24 protein-coding genes are annotated in these 23,909 nt (G+C 71.0%); 1 reads left to right on the top strand and 23 read right to left on the bottom strand.

Annotated elements, in window-relative coordinates; genetic code table 11:
* Positions 1–237: 237 nt before the first annotated feature.
* The 21 genes from AB0K21_RS30600 to fabG all read right to left on the bottom strand — a co-directional run bounded on the left by AB0K21_RS30600 (position 238) and on the right by fabG (position 19,060).
* The gene (locus tag AB0K21_RS30600; protein ID WP_343964577.1) at positions 238–879 is read right to left on the bottom strand and encodes a protein-L-isoaspartate O-methyltransferase; all 642 of its coding nucleotides are present in this window, start codon (positions 877–879) and stop codon (positions 238–240) included.
* Positions 876–1,991: a CapA family protein gene (locus tag AB0K21_RS30595; protein WP_343964575.1), complete on the bottom strand. Its 1,116-nt coding sequence runs from the start codon at positions 1,989–1,991 to the stop codon at positions 876–878. The genes AB0K21_RS30600 and AB0K21_RS30595 overlap by 4 nt, the downstream gene beginning before the upstream one ends.
* A gap of 46 nt (positions 1,992–2,037) precedes the next feature.
* Positions 2,038–2,373 (bottom strand): metalloregulator ArsR/SmtB family transcription factor, encoded by a 336-nt coding sequence (locus AB0K21_RS30590; protein ID WP_343964573.1) that lies wholly within the window; start codon positions 2,371–2,373, stop codon positions 2,038–2,040.
* A 44-nt stretch (positions 2,374–2,417) separates the two neighbouring features.
* Complete coding sequence (gene rfbA, locus AB0K21_RS30585; RefSeq protein ID WP_343964571.1) at positions 2,418–3,293, bottom strand: glucose-1-phosphate thymidylyltransferase RfbA; 876 nt, start codon at positions 3,291–3,293, stop codon at positions 2,418–2,420.
* Between the two features lie 136 nt (positions 3,294–3,429).
* The gene (locus AB0K21_RS30580; protein WP_364155157.1) at positions 3,430–4,581 is read right to left on the bottom strand and encodes an ABC transporter permease; all 1,152 of its coding nucleotides are present in this window, start codon (positions 4,579–4,581) and stop codon (positions 3,430–3,432) included.
* Positions 4,578–5,756 carry an ABC transporter permease gene (locus AB0K21_RS30575; RefSeq protein WP_343964567.1) on the bottom strand — a complete coding sequence of 393 codons (1,179 nt, stop codon included), beginning with the start codon at positions 5,754–5,756 and terminating at the stop codon, positions 4,578–4,580. Before AB0K21_RS30575 ends, AB0K21_RS30580 begins: the two co-directional genes overlap by 4 nt.
* A gap of 2 nt (positions 5,757–5,758) precedes the next feature.
* Positions 5,759–6,697, bottom strand: a complete 939-nt coding sequence (locus AB0K21_RS30570) for an ABC transporter ATP-binding protein (RefSeq protein ID WP_343964565.1) — start codon at positions 6,695–6,697, stop codon at positions 5,759–5,761.
* Complete coding sequence (locus AB0K21_RS30565; RefSeq protein ID WP_343964563.1) at positions 6,694–7,740, bottom strand: right-handed parallel beta-helix repeat-containing protein; 1,047 nt, start codon at positions 7,738–7,740, stop codon at positions 6,694–6,696. Before AB0K21_RS30565 ends, AB0K21_RS30570 begins: the two co-directional genes overlap by 4 nt.
* Positions 7,740–8,222 carry a 4'-phosphopantetheinyl transferase superfamily protein gene (locus AB0K21_RS30560; protein WP_343964561.1) on the bottom strand — a complete coding sequence of 161 codons (483 nt, stop codon included), beginning with the start codon at positions 8,220–8,222 and terminating at the stop codon, positions 7,740–7,742. The genes AB0K21_RS30565 and AB0K21_RS30560 overlap by 1 nt, the downstream gene beginning before the upstream one ends.
* A complete protein-coding gene (locus AB0K21_RS30555) occupies positions 8,219–9,037 on the bottom strand; it encodes an alpha/beta hydrolase (RefSeq protein ID WP_343964559.1) in 819 nt (272 codons plus the stop codon). The genes AB0K21_RS30560 and AB0K21_RS30555 overlap by 4 nt, the downstream gene beginning before the upstream one ends.
* Positions 9,038–9,050: 13 nt before the next feature.
* A complete protein-coding gene (locus AB0K21_RS30550) occupies positions 9,051–9,899 on the bottom strand; it encodes an ester cyclase (protein WP_343964557.1) in 849 nt (282 codons plus the stop codon).
* Positions 9,900–9,926: 27 nt separating this feature from the next.
* Positions 9,927–10,358: a phosphopantetheinyl transferase gene (locus AB0K21_RS30545; RefSeq protein WP_343964555.1), complete on the bottom strand. Its 432-nt coding sequence runs from the start codon at positions 10,356–10,358 to the stop codon at positions 9,927–9,929.
* Positions 10,355–11,260 (bottom strand): ACP S-malonyltransferase, encoded by a 906-nt coding sequence (locus tag AB0K21_RS30540; protein WP_343964553.1) that lies wholly within the window; start codon positions 11,258–11,260, stop codon positions 10,355–10,357. Before AB0K21_RS30540 ends, AB0K21_RS30545 begins: the two co-directional genes overlap by 4 nt.
* A gap of 21 nt (positions 11,261–11,281) precedes the next feature.
* A complete protein-coding gene (locus AB0K21_RS30535) occupies positions 11,282–12,163 on the bottom strand; it encodes an alpha/beta hydrolase (protein ID WP_364155152.1) in 882 nt (293 codons plus the stop codon).
* Positions 12,160–13,401, bottom strand: coding sequence for an FAD-dependent oxidoreductase (locus AB0K21_RS30530; protein ID WP_343964549.1), 1,242 nt, complete (start codon positions 13,399–13,401; stop codon positions 12,160–12,162). The genes AB0K21_RS30535 and AB0K21_RS30530 overlap by 4 nt, the downstream gene beginning before the upstream one ends.
* A complete protein-coding gene (locus AB0K21_RS30525; protein ID WP_343964547.1) occupies positions 13,398–14,141 on the bottom strand; it encodes a nitroreductase family protein in 744 nt (247 codons plus the stop codon). The genes AB0K21_RS30530 and AB0K21_RS30525 overlap by 4 nt, the downstream gene beginning before the upstream one ends.
* Positions 14,138–16,417, bottom strand: a complete 2,280-nt coding sequence (locus tag AB0K21_RS30520; RefSeq protein WP_343964545.1) for a beta-ketoacyl-[acyl-carrier-protein] synthase family protein — start codon at positions 16,415–16,417, stop codon at positions 14,138–14,140. The genes AB0K21_RS30525 and AB0K21_RS30520 overlap by 4 nt, the downstream gene beginning before the upstream one ends.
* Before the next feature lie 28 nt (positions 16,418–16,445).
* Complete coding sequence (locus AB0K21_RS30515) at positions 16,446–17,510, bottom strand: glycine cleavage T C-terminal barrel domain-containing protein (protein WP_343964543.1); 1,065 nt, start codon at positions 17,508–17,510, stop codon at positions 16,446–16,448.
* 3 nt (positions 17,511–17,513) lie between these two features.
* Positions 17,514–17,990, bottom strand: a complete 477-nt coding sequence (gene fabZ / locus AB0K21_RS30510; RefSeq protein ID WP_030916365.1) for a 3-hydroxyacyl-ACP dehydratase FabZ — start codon at positions 17,988–17,990, stop codon at positions 17,514–17,516.
* Positions 17,987–18,283: a phosphopantetheine-binding protein gene (locus AB0K21_RS30505; RefSeq protein WP_343964540.1), complete on the bottom strand. Its 297-nt coding sequence runs from the start codon at positions 18,281–18,283 to the stop codon at positions 17,987–17,989. The genes fabZ and AB0K21_RS30505 overlap by 4 nt, the downstream gene beginning before the upstream one ends.
* A 48-nt stretch (positions 18,284–18,331) precedes the next feature.
* On the bottom strand, positions 18,332–19,060 hold the full coding sequence (gene fabG, locus AB0K21_RS30500; protein ID WP_364155149.1) for a 3-oxoacyl-ACP reductase FabG: 729 nt from the start codon (positions 19,058–19,060) through the stop codon (positions 18,332–18,334).
* Between the two features lie 173 nt (positions 19,061–19,233).
* On the opposite strand from fabG, the gene AB0K21_RS30495 reads away from it, so the two are divergent.
* Positions 19,234–20,847 (top strand): FAD-dependent monooxygenase, encoded by a 1,614-nt coding sequence (locus AB0K21_RS30495; RefSeq protein WP_364155147.1) that lies wholly within the window; start codon positions 19,234–19,236, stop codon positions 20,845–20,847.
* Here the strand turns inward: AB0K21_RS30495 and AB0K21_RS30490 are convergent.
* Both AB0K21_RS30490 and AB0K21_RS30485 read right to left on the bottom strand, forming a co-directional pair.
* Positions 20,763–22,331 carry a BTAD domain-containing putative transcriptional regulator gene (locus AB0K21_RS30490; protein ID WP_343964534.1) on the bottom strand — a complete coding sequence of 523 codons (1,569 nt, stop codon included), beginning with the start codon at positions 22,329–22,331 and terminating at the stop codon, positions 20,763–20,765. The two genes, AB0K21_RS30495 and AB0K21_RS30490, sit on opposite strands and share 85 nt — an antisense overlap.
* Positions 22,331–23,524, bottom strand: coding sequence for a macrolide family glycosyltransferase (locus tag AB0K21_RS30485; protein ID WP_343964532.1), 1,194 nt, complete (start codon positions 23,522–23,524; stop codon positions 22,331–22,333). The genes AB0K21_RS30490 and AB0K21_RS30485 overlap by 1 nt, the downstream gene beginning before the upstream one ends.
* Positions 23,525–23,909: the final 385 nt, after the last annotated feature.

Below are 23,909 nucleotides of genomic sequence, written 5' to 3'. Positions count from 1 at the left end.
GTCATCGAACCGGGGGACACGCTGGCGGCCGTAGTGGCCGGCGTCCGCGAGGAGGAGTGCCGTCGCCTGTGCCGGGATCCGCACGACGGGCTCGGCCACGCGCTGACCGACATGGCGATGGCGATCAACATGGCCAGGATCAGCCTGCGCACCGCCCCATCGGCCCGGCCTCGGGTGGCGGCACGGTCGTGGAGGCCGTGCTCCCGATCACCGTCCGCGGGGAGGCAGGGCACCCGCTCAGGAAGGAAAGCCGTACCTTCCGCGAAGTCGGACGAAGCTGGCCAGCGTGAGGACCTGCCGACGCTCAAGTCCGGTCACGGTGCGCTGGAACAGGACGACCTCCTCCCGCCCGCCCGGTCCGATGGGCTGTACCAGACGGCCGCCGGGCCGGAGCTGTTCGACCAGCGGCGGGGGGACCTCGGGGAAGGCGGCCGACACCACGACGCCGTCGTACGGGGCGCGGTCCGGCACGCCGCGGCCGCCGTCCCCGACGAGCAGCTCGACATTGCCGATCCCCTGCCGGGCGAGGTTCCGGCGCGCCTGCCGGACCAGATCCGCCCACAGGTCGATGGTCACGACGTCGGCGGCCAGGCGAGCGAGCAGCGCGGTCTGAAAACCGAGGCCGGTGCCGATCTCAAGCACGTGTTCCGTCCCGCCGAGACCGAGACCTTCGATCATCCTTGCCGACAGCGAGGGCTGCGTGGTCACCAGCCCGTGCCCGATCAGGATGGGCTCGTCGTAGTATGCGAGCTCGACACGGTCCGCGGGAACGAACCCGGCTCGCGGCGTCGCGCGTACGGCCTCCAGCAGGCGCTCGTCGCGGACGCCCGCCGCCCGGACGGCCCGGATGAGATCTTCGGGAGAGGCGCCTGCGGTCATGTCGTCCACCGGAGCGCGAGGGCGCCGTCCGGCTCCAGGTCGACCCGTGAGCCGAGGTCGCGGCCGACCCGGTCGAGAACCGCCCGCAGCCATTCGGAGTCCTCGGCCGAGGCGTGCCGGAGGCGCATCCGGCGGGCCCGCATGGGCACCATCCGCAGACCGGCCGTCCTGCCCGACTCCGGTTCCACCGACACGAAGTACAGCAGCCGAAGATCGTCCCGGTACTCCTCATAGCCGGTGATGCCCTCGTAGTCGTCGATGAGGTCACCGCAGCCGTACAGGATGAGTCTGCCCCGGTAGACCTCGACGGGCCGGGGATGGTGCGAGGAGTGCCCGTGCACCACGTCGACACCGCCGTCGACCAGGCGGTGCGCGAAGCGCCGCTGCTCCCGGGCGACGTGGTAACCCCAGTTGGAGCCCCAGTGGATGGAGACAACCGCGACGTCACCGGGGCGCCTCACCCGCCGCACCCGGCCGGCCACCTCGGCCGCGGCGCTCTCCGACAGCTCCGAGACGAGATCGACACCCCCTCGATCCGGGGCCGCCGCCCATTCCGGCGGAATGCCGCTGGACTCCGTCCCGCAGGAGAGGACCAGGACCCGCCCGCCGCCCTCGACGGTGACGATCGCGGGTCGCCGCGCCTCGCCCGCCTCCCGGCCCGCCCCCGCCGCCCGCAGCCCCGCGTCGGCCAGGGCGTCGAGCGTCTCCTCCAGACCTCGTCGGCCGAAGTCCATGACGTGGTTGTTCGCCAGCACGCAGACGTCGGGCCGGGCGACCAGCAGACCGGGCAGGTTGGCTGGATTCATCCGGTAGTTCACGGCCTTCCCCACCGCGAAGTCATCGCTCCGGGTGACGCTCGTCTCCAGGTTCACCACCCGGGTATCGGGCGCGACCTCCTCCAGCACCCCCAGGGCATCCCCCCACGGCCAGGAGAAGCCGACCGGCCGGGGAATTCGGCCGTTCACCGCCTCCGCGAGATCGACATATGTCCGAGCGTCGCAGACATGGCTCTCCCGCAGCGTCGGGTCACCGGGGTACGGAAGGATCTGGTCGACGCCGCGGCCGAGCATGACGTCCCCGCAGAGGAACAACGTCACCGGATCGGTGCGCATACCTCCATGCTAGGCGTGCCCCGGCCGCCTGACCCGCCGCCTCGCCTCAGACCGCGGCCGGAGTGTTCAGCAGGGCCGACAGCTCCGCCAGGGACTCGGGGACGACGCGGTAGTAGACCCAGGAGGCGCGGCGTTCGGAGGTGAGCAGGCCGACCTCCTTGAGGACCTTGAGGTGGTGGCTGACCGTCGGCTGGGAGACCTCGAAGGCCGCGGCGATGTCGCAGACGCAGGCCTCGCCACCGGCGGCCACGATCGACAGGATGCGCAGCCTCACCGGATCGCCGAGCGCCTTGAAGACCCGCGCCACCGCCGCGGCCTGCTGGGCGTTCAGCGACTCTCGGGCCAGCGGCGGGCTGCACTCCAGAAGCCCCATCGGCTCCATGGCTCCCCCTCCCGACACAGGCGATCGCCTATGTCAACTTTGGTTTATATCGCGGCTTCCAGCACCCGGACCAGGTAGCGCCCCTCCTCCGTCACGGGCCCGACCTGGCCGATCAGCTCGCGGAGCCCGTGGTCGTCGATGTAGCCCATCCGGTAGGCCACTTCCTCCAGGCAGGCGATCTGCACGCCCTGCCGCTTCTCCAGCACCTGCACGAAGACCCCGGCCTCCAGCAGGCTGTCCGGCGTGCCGGTGTCCAGCCAGGCCGTGCCCCGGCCCAGGTTGACCAGCCGGGCGCGGCCTTCGGCGAGGAAGCGCCGGTTGAGGTCGGTGATCTCCAACTCGCCCCTCGCCGAAGGGGTCAGCTCCGCGGCGTAGCGCAGCGCGACGTTGTCGTAGAGGTAGAGGCCGGTGACGGCGAGGTTGCTCCGGGGCCGGGCCGGTTTCTCCTCGATGTCGACCAGCCGGCCCTCCTCACCGGTGACCGCCACCCCGTACCGTTCGGGATCGGCGACCGGGTAGCCGAAGACCGTGCAGCCGTCGAGCTTGCCGACCTCGTCGCGGAGCACCGAGGGGAGTTCGTGGCCGTAGAAGACGTTGTCGCCGAGGATGAGGGCCAGCGGGTCGTCGCCCACGAACTCCCCGCCGACCAGCAGGGCGTCGGCCAGCCCGCGGGGCGCGGTCTGGACGGCATAGCTCAGGCGCAGGCCCAGCCGGGAGCCGTCGCCGAGCAGCGCCCGAAATCCCGGCAGGTGCTCGGGGGTGCTGATCAGCAGGATCTCCCGGATTCCGGCCAGCATCAGCACCGAGAGCGGGTAGTAGACCATCGGCTTGTTGTAGACCGGCAGCAGGTGCTTAGAGGTGATCGTGGTCAGCGGCCGGAGCCGGGTGCCCGAGCCCCCGGCCAGCACGATGCCCTTCATGTGCGGACCGCCGGGTCCGGCGCGGCCCCCGAGGCACCGCCCGTGAGCGCACACCCCTGACGGGAGCCGGTGAGACCGGTCCCGCCGGTCACCAGGACGCGCATTCGCCGCCCCCTTTCCGCAGTGCCGCGTTCGGTCAGTTGGACGTGCGCATGCGCCTGCGGAACACCACGAGCGAGACGCCCAGCAGGAGCACCGCCATCCCGAGCAGTACGGCCACCTCGATGAGGACCGAGCCCAGCCCCTTGCCCGGTTTGGTCAAAGTGATCAGCGCGTCCATCCCCCAGCCGTGCGGGACCAGGTAGCCGATCATGTTCAGGGTCTCGCCCGCGACCTCTCGCGGCCACAGGCAGCCGCCCAGCATGCCGAGCACGATGCCCAGCGGAGGCCCGATCGCCGGGGCTTGGGAGGGCGACCGCACCAGGCTGCCGACCAGCACCGCGGCACCGGTGGACACCAGGCAGAACGAGCCGACGACCGCCGCGACGCCCACCGGGTCTCCCCAGGACACATCGAACATCAGCGTGCTCACCACCATGATCAGGCAGGCCTGCACGACGGCGATGATGAGCCTGCTCAGCACCTCTCCGAGCAGCACCGAGCGCTCCCGCACCGGTCCGGCGAGGGACCGGCGGATCATGCCCAGCCTGCGGCTCTCGGCCAGGGCCGCGGCGACCGCCATGGAGTTGACGAAGGTGAACAGCAGCACGTTGGCGGGCGCGGTGTAGGCGAATCCGCGGGGCGTGGAACTCTCCGCGCCGCCGCTGGTGCTCACCGCCACCTGGGCCGAGGAGGCCTGGGCCTTGCGCACCAGAGCCTCGGCCTCGGTCGGGGACGCGCCCGCCGCCTCGGCCGCCCGCACGGCTTCGAGCACCGCGGCCACCTTGCCGACCGCGACCTCGATCATGCCGCGTGCCGCCATGCCGCTGCCGTTGGTCTGGGTCATGACCAGCTCCAGATCGGTGGACCCGGGCGGGATCAGCAGACCTGCGGCCAGGGCGCCGGTCCGCACCCCGGACCGCACCTGCTCCTCGGTGTCCATCCGCTCGATCGCGAGGTCGGGGCCGGCCTCCAGCCGGCGCAGTACGGCCGTCGCCACCGGGTCGGAGTCCCGCGCGACCACCCCGACCGGTATCCGATCCTGCCCGGACCCGCTTCCGCCCAGGGCCATCCCGACGAAGAGGATGGTCACGAACGGCATGACCACCATGAAGAACAGGCCCACCTTGTCGCGGGAGTGACGGCGCAGGTTGGCCGCCACCAGGGCTCTGACCGGGCTCGGGCTCAACCGAGTAGTCCTTTCCGAAAGCCGAGGGCGGCGATGCCGCCGGCCACGAGTGCCATCCCGCAGAGTGCGGCGATCGGGCCGGCGACCGCCGCCAGGCCCCCGCCGCCACCGGCGAGCTCGGTCAGTCCCGTCGACGTCCAGCCGTTCGGGGTGAACAGCGCCACCTTCTGCAGGAAGTCCGGCAGGTTGTACATCGGCACCAGGCTGCCGCCCAGGAACGCGAAGACGAAGGAGACGCCCATGATCAGCCCGTCGGCCTGGGAGTCGGTCCTCGCCCTGCTGGCCACCAGCATGGTGATCGCGGCGGCGGCCAGCACGTGCGCGGTCCAGAGCGCGAACACCGCGAGCGGATCACCCCAGGTGGAGCCGAACAGCAGCACCGAGGAGGCCCAGACGGCGCAGACGCTGACCAGTGCCAGCAGGAAGCCGACCACCCCCTTGCCCACGATCGGGATCCACGGCCGGATGGGCGCGGCACGCATCCGGTTGAGCGTGCCGAGGTTGCGCTCGGTGAGCAGGCTCCTGACCGAGGTGCCGACCACGAAGAAGGCGAAGAGCGCGGCCATGCCGGAGCCGTAGTAGACCGACAGGTCGACCTTTCCGCCCGCCATGGGGTCGCTCTCCAGGGTCAGCGCCGGACCGCTCGCGCCGTTGCGCTCGACGAACTCCTTGACCTTGTCCGCGGGGACGCCGGCGTCGAGGGACGCCTTGACCGCGAGGGTGCGGGCGTCCACCAGGGCGGAGATCCGGTCGACGATGCTGCTCGCGACCACTCCGGCCAGCGGTGTCTCCGGGGAGGTGAGCACGGTGACCTTCCCCCCTCGTCCGGCGCCGACGTCCTGGCTGAACCCCGGGGGGAACACGATCGCCGCGCCGATGTCCCCGTCGTCGAGGGTCTGCTGCGCGTCCTTCTCCGTCGTGAGGTCGCGCAGGGTCAGCATGCCGTCGAGTTCCTTGGCAGACAGCACCTCCCGGCGCACGCTGGAGGGGAACTCCCCGCCGTCGAGATCGACGAAGCCCACGGTGGCGCGCAGGGGCGGATCGTCTCCGCCGAGGGCGAACCCGAACAGCGAGGCCAGCACGACGGGGGCGAGCAGGGCGGTCAGCACCGCCGTACCGTCCATGAACCTGGCGCGCAGTTCGAGACGGCTCACCGTGAAAAGAGCTCTCAGCATCGTCAGTCCCGCAGCTTGTTGCCGGTGAGGTGCAGGAACGCGGCCTCAAGGTCGGGTTCGACGACCTCGACGGCCGTCACGACGGCGATGCCCCGCACCGCGGCGATGAGGGTGGGCAGCAGGTGACTTCCCTCGTTGACGATCAGCCGGATGGACGAGGTGCCCACCCGCACCGCCTCGGTGACCCCCTCCACCGCGCGCAGCTTGTCGGTCGCGACGTCCAGGTCGCCGTCGAGGACGAGCTCGACCCGGTCCGCGCTGCCGAGGGTGGAGACGAGTTCCTTGCGGGTGCCCTCGGCGATGACCTTGCCGTGGTCGATGATCCCGACGCGCTTGCAGACCCGCTCGACCTCCTCCATGTAGTGCGAGGTGTACAGCAGGCTCATGCCGTCGGCCACCAGTTGCTCGACCCCGTCCAGGATGGCCTTGCGGCTCTGCGGGTCCACCCCGACCGTCGGCTCGTCCAGGATGAGCACCTCCGGCCGGTGCAGCAGGGCCGCGCCGATGTTGATCCGGCGCTTCATCCCGCCCGAGTAGGTGTCGATCTTTCCGTCCGCCCGGTCCGACAGGCCGACGAAGTCGAGCACCTCGTCGATCCGCTTCGCCAGCTCCCGCCGGGGCAGCCCGTAGAGCCTGCCGAAGAAGCGCAGGTTCTCCCTGCCGGTCAGGTCGGGGTAGAGCGCGATCTCCTGCGGGACGTACCCGATCTTCGCCTTCGCCGCGAGCGGATCGGTCGCGAGATCGTGGCCACAGACCTGTACGCTCCCCGTGTCCGGCTGCAGCAGGCCCACCAGCATGGAGATCGCGGTGGTCTTGCCCGCCCCGTTGGGACCGAGCAGGCCGTAGGCCTCCCCCTTCTCGATGAAGAAGCCGACGTCCTGTACGGCGAGGATGTCGCCGTACCTCTTGCTCAGCCCCGTACAGCTCAGGGTGGCGGTCATCGGGTTTCCTCGGCGGCGCAGCCCTCGATCGTGTCGGGCGCGGTGGCGTTCGCCACGTTGTTGGCGAAACCCTGCCGGGTGAAGTCGGCGTCGACCTGGACGTCGAGCGGGGTGTTGCCGGTGATCCGGTTCCAGGAGATGTGGTTGTCCAGGGACTCGTCGCCTCCCCAGTCCTTGGACGATCCCAGCACGAACGCCCCGCCCATGACCGAGGGGCCGCTCGGGTGGTTGTCGTGGATCCGGTTTCCCACCACGGTGACGCGGTGGGCGCCGATCAGCGCGAGGCCCACCCCGGAGATCGGCGGGCCCGCCTCGCCGAGGCCGTTCGGGTTGCCCTCCCCGCTGAGCAGCCCGTTGCCGCGGAGCTCGTTCTCCGCCACCAGGCAGTCGTTCACCCCGCCCGGCAGCTCGCCCTCGTAGGTCTGGTTGAGCAGGAGCAGCCCGGCGGAGTTGCCGTGGCAGGTGTTGCGCAGCATCCGCGCCTTCGAGGAGTTGTCGACGAAGATCCCGAAGGCGTTGGCGGAGGTCTCGTTCTCCGCGACCAGCGCGTTCGCCTCGGGACAGAAGCTCAGCGCGATGCCCGCGTACTGGCTCCCCGAGGCCCGGCAGCGCAGTACCTCGACACCGCTGGACTCGCGGACGTAGATGCCCCAGAAGTCGTTGTCCCGCGCCTCGACGTCCTCGACGACGAGCCCCTGGACCGTGTGCGCGTAGACGCCGGAGCCGGAGAAGCCGCTCACCGCCAGCCCGCGCACGGTGACGTCGCGGATGCCGTCACCGTGCACGCTGACGCCGCTGACCACGTCCTCCGACGCGTCGTGCAGCTGCGGGATGCCCACCTCCGCCGCCGCACCGGGAACCAGCCTGGTCAGCTCCGGCCCCTCACCGACCAGGGTGACCCCGCTGTGCCTGATCCACAGGCTCTCGGCGTAGGTTCCCTCGGTCAGGCGGATGGTCGCTCCCGGCCCCGCCTCGTCGAGCGCTCGCTGGATCGACTCTCCGGGTTCGACGAAGGTCTCCCCCTCCGCCTGGACAAGCGACATCACAATGCTCCCTTGGAATCGACGGTCACTATCGCCAGCGCGACGAGCAGTCCGGCGCGGAGGCCCCACCGGGCCGCGCCGGCCACCGGGGCGTCGTTCTCCCGCGGCGCCAGCCGGGCCAGGGCGGCACGGCGGCTGGCGCCCCTGATGGTGTACGACGCGCCCGTGGTCAGTGTCAGCTCGGTGGACGCGCCCAGCACCGACGCCGCCTCGGCCAGCAGCGGGGTGGCCCACCGCTGCTCCTCGCCCCGCTCTTCGAAGTCGTGCCAGTCGAACCCGGCCGGCCGGCCGCCCACCGCCTTGATGAAGCTCTCCTTGACCGCGAACGAGGCGGCGGCCGCGAGAGGCGAGCCGGCGTGCAGTTCCCGCTCGGCGGGCGTGGTGACCCGCCTGCCGTAGGCGGCGCCGCCGTCGGAGACGGTCCTGGCGATCCGGTCCGTCTCCACGATGTCCACGCCCACCAGGACCGCCGAGCGGGTCACGCGGGCGCTCCGGCCGTCCCGGCCGCCTCGGCGAAGGGCGCCAGGAACCGGTCGAGGCAGGCCGAGTACTCCTCGGCGCGCTCGATCATCGGGATGTGCCCGCACTCCCCGACCAGGACCATCTCGTACTGCGGGTAGCCGGCCAGGGCCTTCACCCAGGCGTCGACCGGGGTCATCCGGTCGTGCTCCCCCCACACGTACATCGACGGGCAGGTCACCTTGTCCATGGCCGGCAGCACCTTGTAGACGCGGGTGGCCTTGATGCTGCGGGCCATGCTCACCATCGCGGGCGGGTGCCGCAGCAGGGTGGCGGTCGTCTCCAGCTGCTCCTCGGTGAAGAGCGGCTCGCCGTGGAACAGGGCGCTCAGCATGCGGTCGCGGAACTCCTCGCCGGCGGGCTGCACGCTCGCTCTGCGGTCGAAGCTCAGGCCGACGTCGGGGTCGGGGGTCAGACCGGGGGCCCCGCTCACCACGATGCCGCGTACCCGCTCGGGGAAGCGGCCCGCCAGGTCGATCGCGACCAGGCCGCCGAGGGAGTTGGCGCAGATGACGATGTCCTTGACCCCCGCCTCGTCACAGACCTCGAGCAGCACGTCGCCGAGTCGTTCGATCGAACCGACGATCTTGCTGTCGAGCGCGCAGATGGGCTCGTTGGTACGGAGCACCGGCCAGCCGGCGCTCTCCAGCCGCCGGTAGGGATGATCCCAGATCCAGCCTCCGGCGAACAGGGCGGACATGAACACCACGGTTGGCCGGTCACCGTCGTCAAGCCGGTGCTCGGCGGTGAAGGGGGACCAGGGGGAAGGGGTGGGCAAGATCGCACTCCAGTCACAATAGGGATTCGCGCTCAGGAATCCAGCCACAACCACAGGCCGCGCCCTCGTCCGTCGAGAAGACGGTCTCGCAGTCGGGACAGCGGGCGTATTCGCGGACCGTGGCCGGCAGCCAGATGCTGGTGAGCGCCCGGGTGCACAGTCCACCCTTGAAGAAGCGCCGCATCGCCCGCTGGTGGGGCCGGCCGTGTACGGCGCGGACGGACTCCGGGCGGTCGAAGGCGCTCAGGGTGAACTTGCGCCTGCCGATGTCGAAGGTCGAGGCGCCGAGGAATCCCTTCGAGGCGCGCAACGCCTTGACGACCTCCACGCTGAGCAGGTCGACCTCGGCCGCCTGCGCGCCGTCGTCGACCTCCAGCCAGGTCAGCGCCAGGGCGCCGGGACGTGCGGTACGCCCCGGGGTGGTCCGCGTGCTCACCCCGAACTCCCGCTCCTCGTCGGCCTCGGGCACGAACCTGGCCTCGAATCCCAGCGCGGCGGCGACGGCCAGCCGGTCGAAGCACCGCTGGACGCGCACCGTCCCCCCCTCCCTGACCAGCAGGTCGGTCCCGGTGACGTGGACGGGCCTGCCGACGGCGGGCATGGCCAGGTAGGGGGCGCGGTGGTCGGCCTCCAACGTCCAGGAGAGCACGGCGAACTCCTCGGTGGCTGCCAGGTGCTCGACGTGGAAGCGCAGGTTGCCGAACCGGGCCAGTACCTCGCCCGCGTGGGCGGCCAGCGCCTCCCCGCTCAGCGGGCCCGCCGTGTCCGGATCGCCGAAGGCGTCCACCGACGCTGCCACCGCCTCGGCGTCCCCGCTCTGCCAGGCCTTCAGGTGGTTTTCCGCGATCTGTCGCATGTCCATGTCAGGCCTCACCGTCGAACCTCATCGTCAAACCCCATCGGGGTGGTCGTCTTCGGGGAGCCGCGCCGAGACCAGCGCGACCGCCAGCGCGCAGGCGGCGGTGTGGCTGATGGATATCCGGATCCGCTCCCTGTCCCCCGCCGCGTCGGCGAGGGCACCGCTCAGCCGTACGCCGGGCGGGTGCCCGTGCAGGCAGACGGCGCTCCGGGAGCACATCGGGGTGGGCCGGGGCAGCACCTCCGCCTGGCCCAGATGCTCGGCGGTCTCCGCGACGTCCAGCAGGCGCAGCACCGCCCGCTTGGCCGCGAGGCGGCCCGCCCAGTGCTGGAGGGTGCGGCCGGTGCCCGATCGCAGACGTTCCGGGCGGGTGTAGACCTGCTCCAGCCGCATCTCGCCGAGGAGCTCCTTCGGCCGGGAGAGCCCGGCGAAGGAGACCATGGCGCAGCCCCACCGGCTCACGCGCCCCGCTCCTGGGCCAGCCGCCGCGGTGTGCCGGGGTCGGTCATGCTCAGGCAGCGGGCGCCGACGCCGCGCGACAGCCCGGCGAGCACCTTGCTGTCTCCCACCTCGACGCAGAGGGTGGTCGTGGTGGTCCGCAGCACCGTCTCGGTCCACCGCACCCGCTCGGTGAGCTGGGTGATCAGTGCCTCCCTGATCACGTCCAGATCCGTGGTGGGTTCGGCGGTGACGTTGGGCACGACCGGGACGCGGGGCGGCGCCATCGGCGCGGCGCGCACCGCCTCCCGCCAGCCGGGCACCGCCGGGGCCATCAGCGGAGAGTGGAAGGCGTTGCTGACCTGGAGCGGCACGATCTTTCTGGCGCCGCTCGCCAGCTTGCCCAGCCGCTCGATCGCGGGCAGGGCGCCGGAGACCACCGTGTGGCCCGGCGCGTTCTCCAGGCCTACGACGAGCGGCTCGTCCGCGGTGGCGGCCTCGGCGGCCAGCGCCTCGACCTCCTCGACGGCCGGCCCCATCACCGCGCTCATCCCGCCCGTCACCCCGACCTCGGCCATCAGCCGGGACCGGATCTCCACCAGCCGGAGCGTGCCCGCCAGGTCGAGCACGCCCGCCGCGTACAGCGCGCTGAGCTCGCCGACGCTGTGCCCCGCGACCAGGCCGGGTTCGTGCCCGTCGGCGCGGAGCACGGCCAGCGCCGCCAGGTTGCACACGGTCACCGCCGGCTGGGCGTGCTCGGTGGCGACCAGGCGGTCCAGCGGCCCCTTGGCGCAGAGCGGCGAGATCGGCTGCCCGAGCAGCTCGTCCGCCTGGGCGAACACCTGCGCGGCCACCGGCTTGCGGCGCAGCCAGGCGCCCATGCCGACGCGGACCGTGCCCTGTCCGGGAAACAGGAACCCGAGCATGAGATCTCCCTGTCCCCCCGGCTAGAGCCGCCGCCTGCGGCGGTTGGCCGCCTCGGCCGGCTTCTCGGTGCCCAGGAAGCCGATCAGCAGCTTGTTGACCTGATCGGGGGCGTCGAGGGGGATCCAGTGACTGGCGTCCTCGATCCGCTCGTAGCGCCAGGGGCCCTTGACGTACTTGGCGGAGCCGGTCATGCCCTCCTCCATCATGGCCTTGTCACCGGCCGACCAGATGCCCAGCGTGGGGGCGAGAACCGGCGGGAAGGGCCGCTCGGGACGGAGTTCGGACTCCGGCGAGCGGTTGGCCCGGTACCAGTTCAGTCCGGCGGTCAGCGCGCCCGGGCGGGCCAGGTCGCGCAGGTAGCGGGTGTGGTCGCCCTCGCGGCCCATGATCTGCTTGAACAGCCGCCACCCGTTGCGGCGCAGCAGCGCCTCGCTCACCCCGGGGAACTGGTAGAAGAGCATGTACCAGGAGGCCGCCCGCTGCTCCAGCGTCGGGGTGGAGAACACCCCCGGGTGGCCGACCGACAGCACGGCCAGGTGGTCGACCCTGCGGGGCATCAGGAACGAGTACATCCACGCGATGGCGGCACCCCAGTCGTGGCCGACCAGGTGCGCCCTGCGGATGCCCAGTGCCAGGGTCAGCTCGACGACGTCGTTGACGATCGTCTGCATGTCGTAGGCTTCGACCTCCTGCGGCTTGCCGGACTCGCCGAACCCCCTCAGGTCCGGGGCGATGACCCGGAAACCCGCCTCGACCAGCGCCGGGATCTGGTGGCGCCACAGGTAGGAGGAGTCCGGGAATCCGTGCAGCAGGACCACCGGGTCGCCCTCGCCCTGGTCGACGAACGCGATGTCGACGCCGTTGACGTGCAGCGTCCTGTTGACCAACGATTCCATGCTCATGCGGTCTCCCTAAACAACCGTTCGGCGAAGAACTCACTGAAGCCGAACTCCGGCACATCCTCCGGGGGCACCATGTTCAACAGCCCCGTCACCTGCAGTGCGACGTTCTGCGACATCAACCGGCGGGCGCGCCTGCGCCGCTCGGTGGCCTCGGGCCCGAACTCCGCGTACAGCTTGCTGATGATGGCCGCGCCGAAGTTCAGTCGGTCCATCCGCGCCTTGCGCTCCTTCAGGTAGGGGTCGAAGGCCCCCACCGACCAGTCGTCGTTCTCCAGCAGGATGTCGGCGACGGTCCTGGCGTCGCGCATGCTGCACGACAGGCCGGTGCCCAGCACGGTGTCGCCGTTTCCCGCCTCGTCGCCGATCAGCACCACCCCATCGGTCAGCGGCGGCCCGTCGGGGATGAGCGTCATCGACGGCCAGACCGCCAGCGGCCCGGCGGGGATCGCCTGGGTCACCGCCTTGCCCCGGTCGGGCAGGCAGTTGAGCTCGAAGGCGTTCAGGAAGTTCCGCACCGCGTCGGGTCCGCGGTAGCGGTGCTGGGTGCCGGTCGCGAGGTTGAGGTAGAGCCGCGCCCGGCCGAAGCCCTGCGGGAACACCATGAACATGACGTCGCCCTCGGTGCCCATCGCCTGTACGTCGGAGGGCCAGTCGTCCAGCCCCTCGACCATCATGCCGCCGCCCCAGTGGTGCACGGAGCCGCTCATCGAGACGCCGATCTGCCGGCCGACGTTGCCGACCCGGCCGGTGGCGCCGAGCACCATCCTGGTCCTGATCTCGTGCTCGGTGCCGTTGTCGAGGTAGGTGACCCTCGGCTCCGCGCCGGGAGTGACCTTGATCTTGGCCGCGTCCATCACCAGCCTGGCGCCGTACTCCGCCGCCTGCGCCGCCATCAGCTCGCACACCGCGTGGTGCGGGAAGGACTGCGGGCCGCCGACCTCGGGCATCGACCGGGTCATGTCGATGGCCTCGACCTCGTCCGCGGGAATGGCCTCGTCCCAGGTCATCCACTCGCGGATCTCCCAGGCACCGCCGGCCGCGAAGCAGTCGGCGACGCCGAGCAGTTGTGCCTCCCGAACGCCCCAGGGCGCCAGCCACTCACCGCGCACCAGGTCCTGGTAGACCTTCTGCTTCTCCAGCAAGACGACCGACAGACCACCCGCGGCCAGCTTGCTGGCCGCGGACGCGCCCGCGATTCCGCCACCGACGACGACTACGTCGGCGTACTCAACGGTCATGTCTGCCATCCCTCCCAATACGTGCGTTCTCTGGCTCGGTACCGCTTCGCCGGTTGGAAGTCGGTACCGATCGTGTAGGCGACCGGCACCATGCACACCTGGGTGACCCCGGACGGGATGTTGAGCAGTTCGCCCACCTGCCGCTCGAAGGGCACGTGCATGCAGGTGATCGTGCTGCCCAGGCCCCGGCTGCGCAGTGCCAGCTGGAAGGACCAGATCGCCGGGAAGATCGAGCCGTAGAAGGTGCTCGCCCGCATGGCGCCGAGCCGCACCCCGTGTCCGGTGTCCTCCGCGGGCTTGGCCGCCATCTGCCGTTCCCAGGCGGCGTCGATGGCCGCGATGTCCGGCGGCCGGCCGAGCACGCAGGGGATGACCAGGACGGGCACCCTCGCGATCCCCTCGGCCAGCGCGACCACCGATGCGTTGTTCCGCCGTGCCGCCTCGGTGTTCCTCCTGCGACCGGCACCGGTCCATACGTCGTTGCGGTGAAAGTTCCAGGAGACCCGCATCATCTCGGCGAGCTTCTCCTTGATGCCGGCCTCGGTGACCACCAGCCAGCGCCAGTGCTGCTGGTTGTTGGCGGTCGGGGCCTGGACGGCGACCTCCAGGGCCTCCTCCACGACCTCGCGCGGCACCGGCCGGTCAAGGTCGAGCCGCCGCCGGACGGACCGGGTGGTGGTCAGCAGCCGATCGGTCTCCGAGACGTCGAACGGCGGGCCGGCCTCGGGAACCGGTCTCATGGCATCGCCCCCAGCAGGACGGCGCCGCGCACCGAGTCGGCCGCCGCGGTCAGCACCAGCGCCTGATCGACCGCCTCCGACAGGTGCGGCTTCCTGACGTAGGACTCCACCTCACCGGCGTACGGGTGTTCCAGGCCGTGCAGCGCGGGAGCGATCCCGTCGCGGATCGCCAGGGCGGCCACGGCGAGGTTCATCGCGCCCGAGGCCGCCTGGCAGTCACCGGTCTGCCCGACCGAGGTGGTGAGCAGGCCGTCCGGCACCAGTTCGAGCAGGACCGCCGCCTCGTCGGCGTCGTACCGGCCGCCGGTACCCGCGCCGACGACCAGACCGGCCTGCCCCGCGGAGAGACCTGCCAGGCTGCGCCTGATCGACTCCCGCTCGCCCTGCTCCCCGGTACCGGCGTGGCCGCTGCCCAGGATTCGCGCGTAGGCGCGCCCCCCGCGTTCGGCGCAGTGCTCGGCCGACTCCACCAGGATGGCCACTGCCGCGGATCCGGGAACGGACCCCGTGCGCTCCCGGTCGTAGGGGGTGACCGCTGTGTCCCCGGCGGCCCCGGCGGCCCCGGCGGCCGTCGCCTCGTCCGCCGCCACCACCAGCACCACGTCCGCCTTGCCCGCCTTGATCATCTCAACGGCGCAGTCCAGCGCGATCGAGGCCGAGGCCTCGCCGTTGCAGATCGTGGTGGTCGGGCCGCGCAGCCCCAGGGTCTGGCAGACCGCGCCGCCGGTGGCGTTCAGCACCACGTTGGAGAAGCTCAGCACGGCCGGCTTGTTCGGGTCGACCGCGACGCTCTCGTCGAATCCGCCGGTGCTCTCCACCGAGCCCGCCGCGGTCGCGAAGATCAACCCGACGTTGTCCAGCGCCGCCCTGGGCAGCTTGATCCCGGCGTCCTCCCAGGCCAGCCGGGAGGCCGCGATCGCCATCCTGGACAGGTGGTTCATATGCCGCCAGAGCGAGCGGGGCGCGAACGTCCGTCCCTCCAGCGAGGGCGCCCGGCCGACGGCCTGGCGGCCTTCCGCGATGGCCTCGGCCACTTCGGCGATCCCGGTGCCCAGCCCGCTGACCGGGCCCAGACCGCTGATCACGACCGGCCGGTCGGGGAACTCCTCGTAATCCCGCACGCTCCCCGGGGTGGTCAGCGCGAGCGCGACGTTGTTGCCGCCGAAGGCGTAGTTGTTGGAGACCACGGTCTCGATCGGCATCCGCCTGGCCACGTTGGGCACGAAGTCCAGGTCCGTCGTGACCTCGGTGTCGAAGCCGATGGTCGGCGGCGCCATGCCGTGCCGGAGCGCCAGCACGCCGGCGACCGCCTCGACCGCGCCGGCCGCGCCCAGGGTGTGGCCGACGAAGGACTTGATGCTGCTGGTGGGCACCCGCGGCGCGCGGTCACCGAAGACCGCCCGCATGACCTTGGCCTCCATCGCGTCGTTGGCCGGCGTCCCGGTGCCGTGCCCGCTGACGTAGCTCACGTCGTCGGTGCTCATGCCCGCGTCGGCCAGCGCCCGGCGTACCGCGCTCGCACCGCCTCGCCCGGTGGGGTCGGGCGCGGTCGCGTGGTAGGCGTCCGCGGACAGCCCGTACCCGGCGACCTCGGCCAGCGGGGTCGCCCCCCGCTCCAGCGCCCGGTCCAGCGGTTCGAGCAGCAGGAAGGCCGCGCCCTCGCCGAGGTTGAGGCCGTCGGAGCGGCTGTAGGGCGCGCAGGGCCCGGTGCTGAGCGCCTGCAACCCGGCGAACCCGGCGTAGGTCCCGAACAGCAGCGGGTCGACGCCGCCGGCCAGCACCACGTCCGCCTCACCGGTGAGGATCTTGTCCTTGGCCAGGCCGACGGCGTTGCCGCCGGCCGCGCACGCCGTCGACACCAGGATGCGCGGCCCGCGCATGCCCAGCCGCCCGGCCACCACGTCGCCGGTGCGGTGCATGGGCTGGTAGCGGCCCGCCGCGTCGGGGGTCGCCTGGCACTTGCCGAGCACCAGCCCGAACCGATCGGCCTCGACGTCGCCCGCCGACAGCCCCGCCTGGCCGACGGCCTGACGTGCCGCGATGAGGGCCAGCTGGGCGGTGCGGTCCAGGGCGGCATCGGAGTCCGGCAGTTGCCCGGTGATCCACTCCTCGGGGACCTGGCCCGCGTACCTGGCGGTGAACACGGCGAACGCCTCGTCGTCGACCGGGGTGACACCACCCTGGCCGGCCATGAGCCGTAGCCAGAACTCTTCCGGGTCACGGCCGATGGCGCAGATTACACCCAGACCGGTGATGACGACGGGGCGCGACGCCATGCTCACTCCTTCTTCGACGATCGACCGATCAGATGATCGGGATGCTCCAGCTCTTGGGTGCGATGTAGGGGCTGGTCAGCGTGGTGACCTCGGTGTCGCCGACGGTGAACGTCAGGCCCGCCGCGGCGAACTCCGCGTCCACCCGTGCCAGGCCGAGCGTGGTGCCCAGCCCGAGGCTGTGCACCGCGTACACCACCTCGCCGATGTCCTGACCGGCGGCCAGGACCCGGGTGCCGGGCTCGGGGACCGAGTCGCCGCCGCCGAAGCCGAGGGTCCGGCGGGCGACGGAGCCGTTGAACGCCTCCAGCACCGCCTCCCTGCCGATGAACGACTCCTTGGTGATGTCGACGAGCCAGTTGGCGCCGCCCTCGATGATGCTGACCCCGTCGGTCGCCTCGTGCCGGATCACCGGCTGCCGGACCTCCAGCATGGCGATCTCCAGCGCCTCGTTGCCGGCGGGCACCGCCTGCTCCAGCGACCGCCTCCACAGCTCGGCGGCCGACTCCCTGGGCACGATCATCTGGTAGCCGTACTCGCTGGTGAACCCGGTCCGCCCGAACACGATGTCCACGCCGTTCCAGGTCGTGTCCACCACGGCCTCGAAAGGCAGCGAGGCCAGCTCGCTGTCGATCAGCCGGCCCACCACGCCCCAGGCGTAGGGGCCCTCCAGGCCCAGGATCGTCAGCTCGCCGGAGCGGTCGACGATGTCGACGCCCTCGTCGTTGTGCTTCTGCAGGTGTTCGAGCAGGCGCGGCCCGGCTCCGCAGGAGCTCTCCAGGAACATCCCGTTCTCCCGGCCCCACACGACCACCTGGTCGACGATCTGTCCTGACTCGTCCAGGACGAGGCTCATCATGCAGCGCTCGGAGGTCAGATACTCGACGTCGCGGGCGAGGACCCGCTGCGCGAAGTCGACGGCGCCGTCACCGCTGATCTCGATCAGGCCGAGCCCGCTCAGGTCGAGCATCGCGGCCCGCTCCCTGAGGGCCTTGTACTCCTCGGCCGGCGTCGAGAAGCGCAGCGGAACCGTCGCGTCCAGCACCTCGCCGAAGACGGTCTCCTCCGGATGCGCGTTCGCAAGCACGGATTCCATTTCTCACACCTCTCCATGAGTGCTGCCGGCCGCCGGGTCGGCGATCGTGATGATTCCTTCGGCGGCGATGTTCCCGTCCACTCGCGCCGAGACCCGGTACTCCCCGAAGCCTCTGCCGCCCGCGCTCCGCTCCGCGGTCAGGACCAGCTGGTCACCGGGGACGATCCGGCGACGGAAGCGCATCGACCTGACCCCCGCCAAGTAACTGATCTTGCTTGTCCCGGTGAGCGAGAAGACCACTCCGGCGAGCTGGGCCATCGCCTCGATGACCACGACGCCCGGCAGGATCGCCTCGTCGGGAAAATGTCCCTGGAACCAGATCTCGGTCCCGGTGACGTTCTTGATCGCGGTGCCTTTGACGCCCGGCTCGACCTTGTCGACCCGGTCGAGCAGCAGCATCGGCCAGCGATGCGGGATCAGCTCCCTGATCTGGTCGTTGTTCAGGCTGAGCGATTCCCTGGACGACTGGGCAACGGTCATACCGCGGCTGCCGCTCGCAGTTCGGGCTTGATCGTCTCCGCGAGCCGGGACACCGAGCCGAAGACCGCCATCTCGCTGTCGTAGAGGGCCACCCCGAACTCCGCCTCGATCGCCACGTAGAGCTCAAGGATGTCCAGACTGTCCAGCTCAAGGCCGCGGCCGAACAGGGGCTGGTCGTCGGTGATCCAGTTCGGCTCGATCTCCAGATCCAACCGGTTCACGATCATCTTCTTGATCTGGTCACACGCCTGCTGACGCTGGGCGGCCCTGGCGCGCAGCTCGTCGATGGTCATCTTTCCTCCGTGCTCGTGCTGTCGAAGCTCGTGCTTGCGATGACAGGCTCAGCCCAGGCCGCCACCGTGGGCGACCATCACCTCTCCGGTGACGTACGAGGCCTTGTCCGAGGCGAGGAAGCTCACGATCGACGCGATCTCCTCGGGCCTGCCCATCCGGCCCAGCCGGATGCGGGACTCGTACTGCTTCCTGATCTGGGCGGGAACGCTGCGGGTCATGTCGGTGGCGACGAAGCCGGGGGCCACCACGTTGACCCGGACGCCGTGCGGCGCCGCCTCGTAGGACAGCGCCTTGCTGAAGGCGATGATCGCCCCCTTGGACGCCACGTAGTTCGTCTGGCCGGGGAAGCCACCGTCGAGCCCGCTGACCGACGACAGCGTCACGATCGAGCCGCGCCGCTGGTGCTGCATGATCCGGAGAGCCTCCCGGCAGCTCAGGAAGGTGCCGGTGACGTTGACGTCCATCGGCTCGCGGAACTGCGCGAGGCTCATGGCGACGAGGTGCCGGTCGCGGGTGATGCCCGCGCTGGTCACCAGCACGTCCAGCCGGCCGAAGTCGGAGCGCAGGCCGCGGAAGAGCTGCTGGACCTCCTCCTCCTTGGTGACGTCGGCCTGCACGGCCGTCGCGCCGCCACCCTCCTGCTCGATCTGGGCGACGAGGTCCTTGGCATCCTGCTCGGCGCGCAGGTAGTTGACCACGACGTGGGCGCCCTCCCTGGCCAGATCGAGCGCCACCGCCCGCCCGATTCCGCGCGACCCGCCTGTTACCAGGGCCACGGAGCCTTCGGTAAAGAGCATCCTCGTCTCCAGGGTGTCAGTGGTGAGGTGAAAGGGAGCCGATCTGATCGTCCACTTACAAGGGGAGAGGCTACTGAAGGCGGTTTTCAGCCCGATATCATCCGGATATCCGGCTATTGACGCTGATAACAGCGGTGCGAAACGCTGACGCCATGGACGAGCTCGATGTCGAGGTGTTGATTGTCGGAGGCGGCCCGGTCGGCCTGTCCGCCTCGATCGAGCTTTCGAGGTACGGAATATCCTCGCTGCTCGTCGAAAGGCACCAGAAAACCTCCCTCTTTCCCAAGGCCCGCCTCATTTCCACCAGGACCATGGAACTGGTCCGCGCGTGGGGAATTCAGGACGAGGTCGAGCGCGCGGGACTGCCCCGCGAGGAGACCCTGGCGGTGGGCGTCGGAACGTCGCTGACCGACGACGACTTCCTGCGGGCGGTCGCCCCCCTGCACGAGGACGCCCCGCAGAGCCCGACCTACACCTACATCTGCGCCCAGGACCGTTTCGAGGTGATCCTGCGCGCGCTCGCCGAGGCGCAGCCGGGCGCCGACGTCCGGTTCGGCACGACCATGACGGAGATGCGGAAGACCCCGGACGGCGTCGAGGCGACGATCGAGTCCGCGGGGGTCCGCCGCGGGGTCCGCGCCCGCTACCTGGTGGCCGCCGACGGCGGCCGGAGCACCACGAGGGAAGCGCTCGGCATCGCCATGACCGGCCCTCCCCCGCTGGGCAACATGATCAGCGTCATGTTCGACGCCGACCTGGGGCCGCTGCTCCGTGATCGCCAGGCCGCGCTCTACTTCCTGCTCAGCAACCCGCCGTGCGCGGTGGAGGCGGTGGACAACCAGCGCCGGTGGATGATCCAGACCGGGTACGACCCGGCGAACGGCGGCAGCCCCGACGACTTCACCGAGGAGGTCTGCGTCGCGGCGGTGCGGTCCGCGGCGGGCATCCCCGACCTGGCGGTGAACATCGTGGGCATCATGCCCTGGCTCCAGCAGGCCGTGGTCGCCGACGAGTTCCGCAGCGGCCCGGTCTTCCTCGCCGGGGACGCCGCGCACGTGTCCACCCCGCAGGGCGGGTTCGGCATGAACTGCGGCATCCAGGACGCGCACAACCTCGGCTGGAAACTCGCCGCCGTGCTCCGGGGCACCGCGGGGGCCGGCCTGCTCGACACCTACACGCCCGAGCGGCGCCCGATCTCCGACCGTACGGTCACCGAGAGCCTGAACAACGCGCTCATCACCTTCCAGATGATGGAGGGCCGCCTGACCATGCAGGAGTCGATCGACCAGCAGGCGGGCCGGCGCAGCTCGGAGGGCCTGGTGCTCGGCTTCCACTACGACTCCGCCGCCGTCGTCGCGGACGGGACGCCCGCCCCGGAACCCGCCGACCCCTACCGGACCTACGTGCCGACCGCCCGCCCCGGCCACCGCATGCCCCACGTCTGGCTGTCCCGGCGGGGCGGCCGGGTCTCCACCCTGGACCTGCTGGGCGGCTCGTTCACCCTGATGACGCCCGCGGGCACCGGCTGGGCGCAGGCCGCCAAGCAGGCGGCCCAGGACACCGGGGTCGCCGTCACCGCCCTGGAGATCTCCGCCGACGGCTCGGCGGAGCTCACCTCACCGACGTGGGCGGAGGAGTTCGGCGTGGGCACCGCCGGAGCCGTGCTCATCCGCCCCGACGGTCACGTCGGCTGGCGCTCCCCCGGCGCGGCGGCGTCGGCGAACGCGCTGACCGACGCCCTGGGCACCATCCTGGCGAGGCTGTAGCCGTCGTGGCCGGCGAGCTCGTCGGCCGATCCCCGGTAGGACCCCGAGCAGAGCCGCGCCGCCGCCATCCGCAGGGTCAGCGGGCATCCCGAGGAACTGGCCGCGAGCCTGGTCATCGCCTGCGGCTCGGCCTCCATCCTGGCGGTGCCGACCAGCATCACCGCCAGCGCCCTGGACTCCTCGAACCCCAGCGGCCGGACGAACTCCCGGTGCGCGCCCTGGCGGGCCACGAGCTCGTCGAGCGGATCCCGGCTCGTGACGATCACCCGGCAGTGCGCGCCGCCCGGCAGCAGGGGGATGACCTGGGCGCTGTCGCGGGCGTTGTCCAGCACGACGAGCAGCCGCCGGCGCGCCGTCCTGCTGCGGTACAGGGCCAGCTTCTCGCTGAGATCCTCCGGGATGGCGTGGCCGGCCACGCCGAGCGCCCGCAGGAAACGGCCGGCGACGACACCGGGGGTCAGGGCCGCCGCGCCCTCGTCCCCCTGCAGGTCGGCGAAGAGCTGCCCGTCGGGGAACTGGGCGATCCTGCGGTGCGCCCACCGCAGGGCCAGCGCGGTCTTTCCGAAGCCGCCCAGGCCCGTCACGACCACCGTTCCCGGCCCGGTCGTCTCCGGGGAGAAGCGGAGCGCGTCGTCCAGGACGGCGAGTTCCGCGGTGCGCCCGGTGAACGGCAGGGTCTGCGGGGGCAGCTGGGAGGGGAGGACGAACTCCTCGGCCCGCCGTACCTCCGGCACCTCCATCAGCGCGGACTCGTCCCGCAGGATCTGGTCGTGCAGCCGTCTCAGCTCCGGGCCGGGTTCGAGCCCGACCTGTTCCACCAGGTGCCGCCGGCCCTCCTGGTAGGTCCGCAGTGACTCGGCGCGGCGCCCCGAGCGGTACTGGGCCAGCATCAGCTGCGCCCGGGCGCGCTCCCTGAGCGGGTGCTCCTCCACCACCGGAACCAGTTCCGCGATCACCTTGAGGTGGTTGCCGAGCTCCAGCTCCAGCTCCAGGCAGGCCTCGATCGCCTCCAGCCGTGACTCCCGCAGCCGGGCCGCGTCGTAGCGCATGCTGTGGATGTCCTCGAACGGGGTCCCCCGCCACAGGGCGAGCGCGTCCCGCAGGACGGTGATCGCGCCCTCCCGGTCTCCCCCGGCGGCCTGCCGTCGCGCCCGCGCCACGAGGTCGTCGAAGCGGAGCCTGTCGATCTGCTCGGGGGCCGCCCTGAGCAGGTAACCGGGGCTCGACGTCATGACGTCGTCCGCCCGGTCCCCCAGCGCCCTGCGCAGCCGCGACACGCAGATGGCGATCTGCCCGCGGGCGCTCCGTGGGGCGTGCCCGCCCCACACCGCCTCGATCAGCCGGTCCACCCCGACGACGCGGTTGGCGTTCAGCACCAGGCTGGCCAGGATCGCGCGCTCCCGGGGACCGCCGATCCGAAGCTCCTCGCCCTTCCTGAACACCCCGAGCGGTCCCATGATCCGAAACTCGAGTGGTCCGCCCATCACTGGATCCGCATCAGGTACTTCTCAAGCTCGTCGGCGGCCCGGAGGGTGCCGCCCGAGGCATGCAGATCCTTCTGCATCTCCCCCGTGCACCGCTGGATGACCTCGCTGCCCGCCACCTCCAGCACCGCCTGGAGCAGCAGTTCCCCGGTGACCTCCTCCGGCGGGATGGACCGGCCGAGGTTCAGCTCCTCGATCCGCCGGGCGGCCACCGCGTCGATGGACGAGGTCGGGACGACCACCATCGGGCAGCCGGAGTGCAGCGCCTCCATCACGGTGCCCATGCCCCCGTGGGTGACGGCCACCGAGGCGTGCTGGAGCACCTTGTGGTGCGGCATCCACCGATGCGCCTCGATGTTGGGGGGCAGCGGGCCCAGGTCCGCGGGGTCCATCCCGTCCGCGACCGTGATCACCACGTGCCACGGAACGCCGGTGAAGGTCCGTACGCACATCTGGAAGAAGTCCGGGTACTCGTTGAAGACCGCGCCGAACGAGACGAGCGCGACCGGAAGCCCGCCGGCCGGCGGCCGCCACTCACCCAGGAAGTTCCGCTCGCCCAGGCACGGCCCCACGAACGCGAACCGCTCGTCGAAGCTGTCACCGACGTACTGGAAGGACCGCGGCATGTTGATGATGCTGAAGTCCTGGATCTCCCACCACAGCTCCGCGGGCGGGACGTCCACCCCGTGCGCGCCGGACAGGGCGCTGATCCGGGCGAACATGTCGTCCACCCAGTTCGGCATGGACTGCTCTGCCCCGTCGGAGTTGTAGATCGCGTTCAGGTACGAGAAGTTCGCGTTCGACGCGAACATCGGGATCAGCTGGGTCGCGGGCCGGTTCCACTTCCTGGCCAGGATGCGCCCCGCGTAGAGAATGGAGGTGTCGTAGACGATCATGTCGGGGAGGTCGTCGGCCGGGTAGGACTCCAGGGCCGCCAGCATGTCCGCGCTCTCGTCGAGCAGGACCGAGAGCAGGTAGAGCGGGTCGCGCGCCAGGTTCAGGAAGTCCGAGTCCCGGTACTTCGAGTCGTAGCGCAGCGCGGTGGCGCCGGCCTCCTCCACGATGCCCACCATCATGTCTCCGGTCAGATAGGAGACGCGGTTTCCTCTGCGGACCAGTTCCGTCACCACGGCCAGGTTGGGGATCACGTGACCGTGGTCGGGATGAACCATGAAGAGGAAATGTTTCGCCATCTTGGAGAATCCTGTCTCTCTGGGATGTCTGATCTGATAAGCACTGATTTCGCGGCAAAAAGAACTAGCCCATCGGCGACAAATCAGTCACTGCGACCTGTCGGCAATGCTAGTTAGGGCCCATTTGGGGCAACACCCCTAACCGTCTTCCGCGGGCGCCCCCGCCCGGGATCGGGTTCACCGCGCGACAACGAGAAAAGAGCGCCACCCTACCCGGGCCGCCATTCGCCCGCAATGACCGGTGACGGAGACTGGGGTGCCGCACGGGGGGTTAGGGGTAACCCCTAACCCTCTGCGGGTACCGGTTCTCCCCGCGCGTCGCCGGCCTGGCCGAACACCAGGTCGGAGGTGTCGGCGGATAAGAGCGGGGACGGCAGCGGTACAA

The organism is Streptosporangium sp. NPDC049248, assembly GCF_040678965.1.
In the GTDB taxonomy this organism is placed as follows: Bacteria; Actinomycetota; Actinomycetes; order Streptosporangiales; family Streptosporangiaceae; genus Streptosporangium; species Streptosporangium fukuiense.
Note: the sequence above shows the minus strand (reverse complement) of the source record. Positions and strands in the feature narration are given on the sequence as shown.

Coding starts and splice junctions, on each gene's coding strand:
- AB0K21_RS30570 (WP_343964565.1), bottom strand. CDS start 6,697: ATGACCGCCACCCTGAGCTGTACGGGGCTGAGCAAGAGGTACGGCGAC.
- AB0K21_RS30520 (WP_343964545.1), bottom strand. CDS start 16,417: ATGGCGTCGCGCCCCGTCGTCATCACCGGTCTGGGTGTAATCTGCGCC.
- AB0K21_RS30505 (WP_343964540.1), bottom strand. CDS start 18,283: ATGACCATCGACGAGCTGCGCGCCAGGGCCGCCCAGCGTCAGCAGGCG.
- fabZ (WP_030916365.1), bottom strand. CDS start 17,990: ATGACCGTTGCCCAGTCGTCCAGGGAATCGCTCAGCCTGAACAACGAC.
- AB0K21_RS30495 (WP_364155147.1), top strand. CDS start 19,234: ATGGACGAGCTCGATGTCGAGGTGTTGATTGTCGGAGGCGGCCCGGTC.
- AB0K21_RS30535 (WP_364155152.1), bottom strand. CDS start 12,163: ATGAGCATGGAATCGTTGGTCAACAGGACGCTGCACGTCAACGGCGTC.
- AB0K21_RS30530 (WP_343964549.1), bottom strand. CDS start 13,401: ATGACCGTTGAGTACGCCGACGTAGTCGTCGTCGGTGGCGGAATCGCG.
- AB0K21_RS30485 (WP_343964532.1), bottom strand. CDS start 23,524: ATGGCGAAACATTTCCTCTTCATGGTTCATCCCGACCACGGTCACGTG.
- AB0K21_RS30575 (WP_343964567.1), bottom strand. CDS start 5,756: ATGCTGAGAGCTCTTTTCACGGTGAGCCGTCTCGAACTGCGCGCCAGG.
- AB0K21_RS30565 (WP_343964563.1), bottom strand. CDS start 7,740: ATGTCGCTTGTCCAGGCGGAGGGGGAGACCTTCGTCGAACCCGGAGAG.
- rfbA (WP_343964571.1), bottom strand. CDS start 3,293: ATGAAGGGCATCGTGCTGGCCGGGGGCTCGGGCACCCGGCTCCGGCCG.
- AB0K21_RS30595 (WP_343964575.1), bottom strand. CDS start 1,991: ATGCGCACCGATCCGGTGACGTTGTTCCTCTGCGGGGACGTCATGCTC.
- AB0K21_RS30600 (WP_343964577.1), bottom strand. CDS start 879: ATGACCGCAGGCGCCTCTCCCGAAGATCTCATCCGGGCCGTCCGGGCG.
- AB0K21_RS30590 (WP_343964573.1), bottom strand. CDS start 2,373: ATGGAGCCGATGGGGCTTCTGGAGTGCAGCCCGCCGCTGGCCCGAGAG.
- AB0K21_RS30515 (WP_343964543.1), bottom strand. CDS start 17,510: ATGGAATCCGTGCTTGCGAACGCGCATCCGGAGGAGACCGTCTTCGGC.
- AB0K21_RS30550 (WP_343964557.1), bottom strand. CDS start 9,899: ATGGACATGCGACAGATCGCGGAAAACCACCTGAAGGCCTGGCAGAGC.
- AB0K21_RS30525 (WP_343964547.1), bottom strand. CDS start 14,141: ATGAGACCGGTTCCCGAGGCCGGCCCGCCGTTCGACGTCTCGGAGACC.
- AB0K21_RS30490 (WP_343964534.1), bottom strand. CDS start 22,331: ATGGGCGGACCACTCGAGTTTCGGATCATGGGACCGCTCGGGGTGTTC.
- AB0K21_RS30540 (WP_343964553.1), bottom strand. CDS start 11,260: ATGCTCGGGTTCCTGTTTCCCGGACAGGGCACGGTCCGCGTCGGCATG.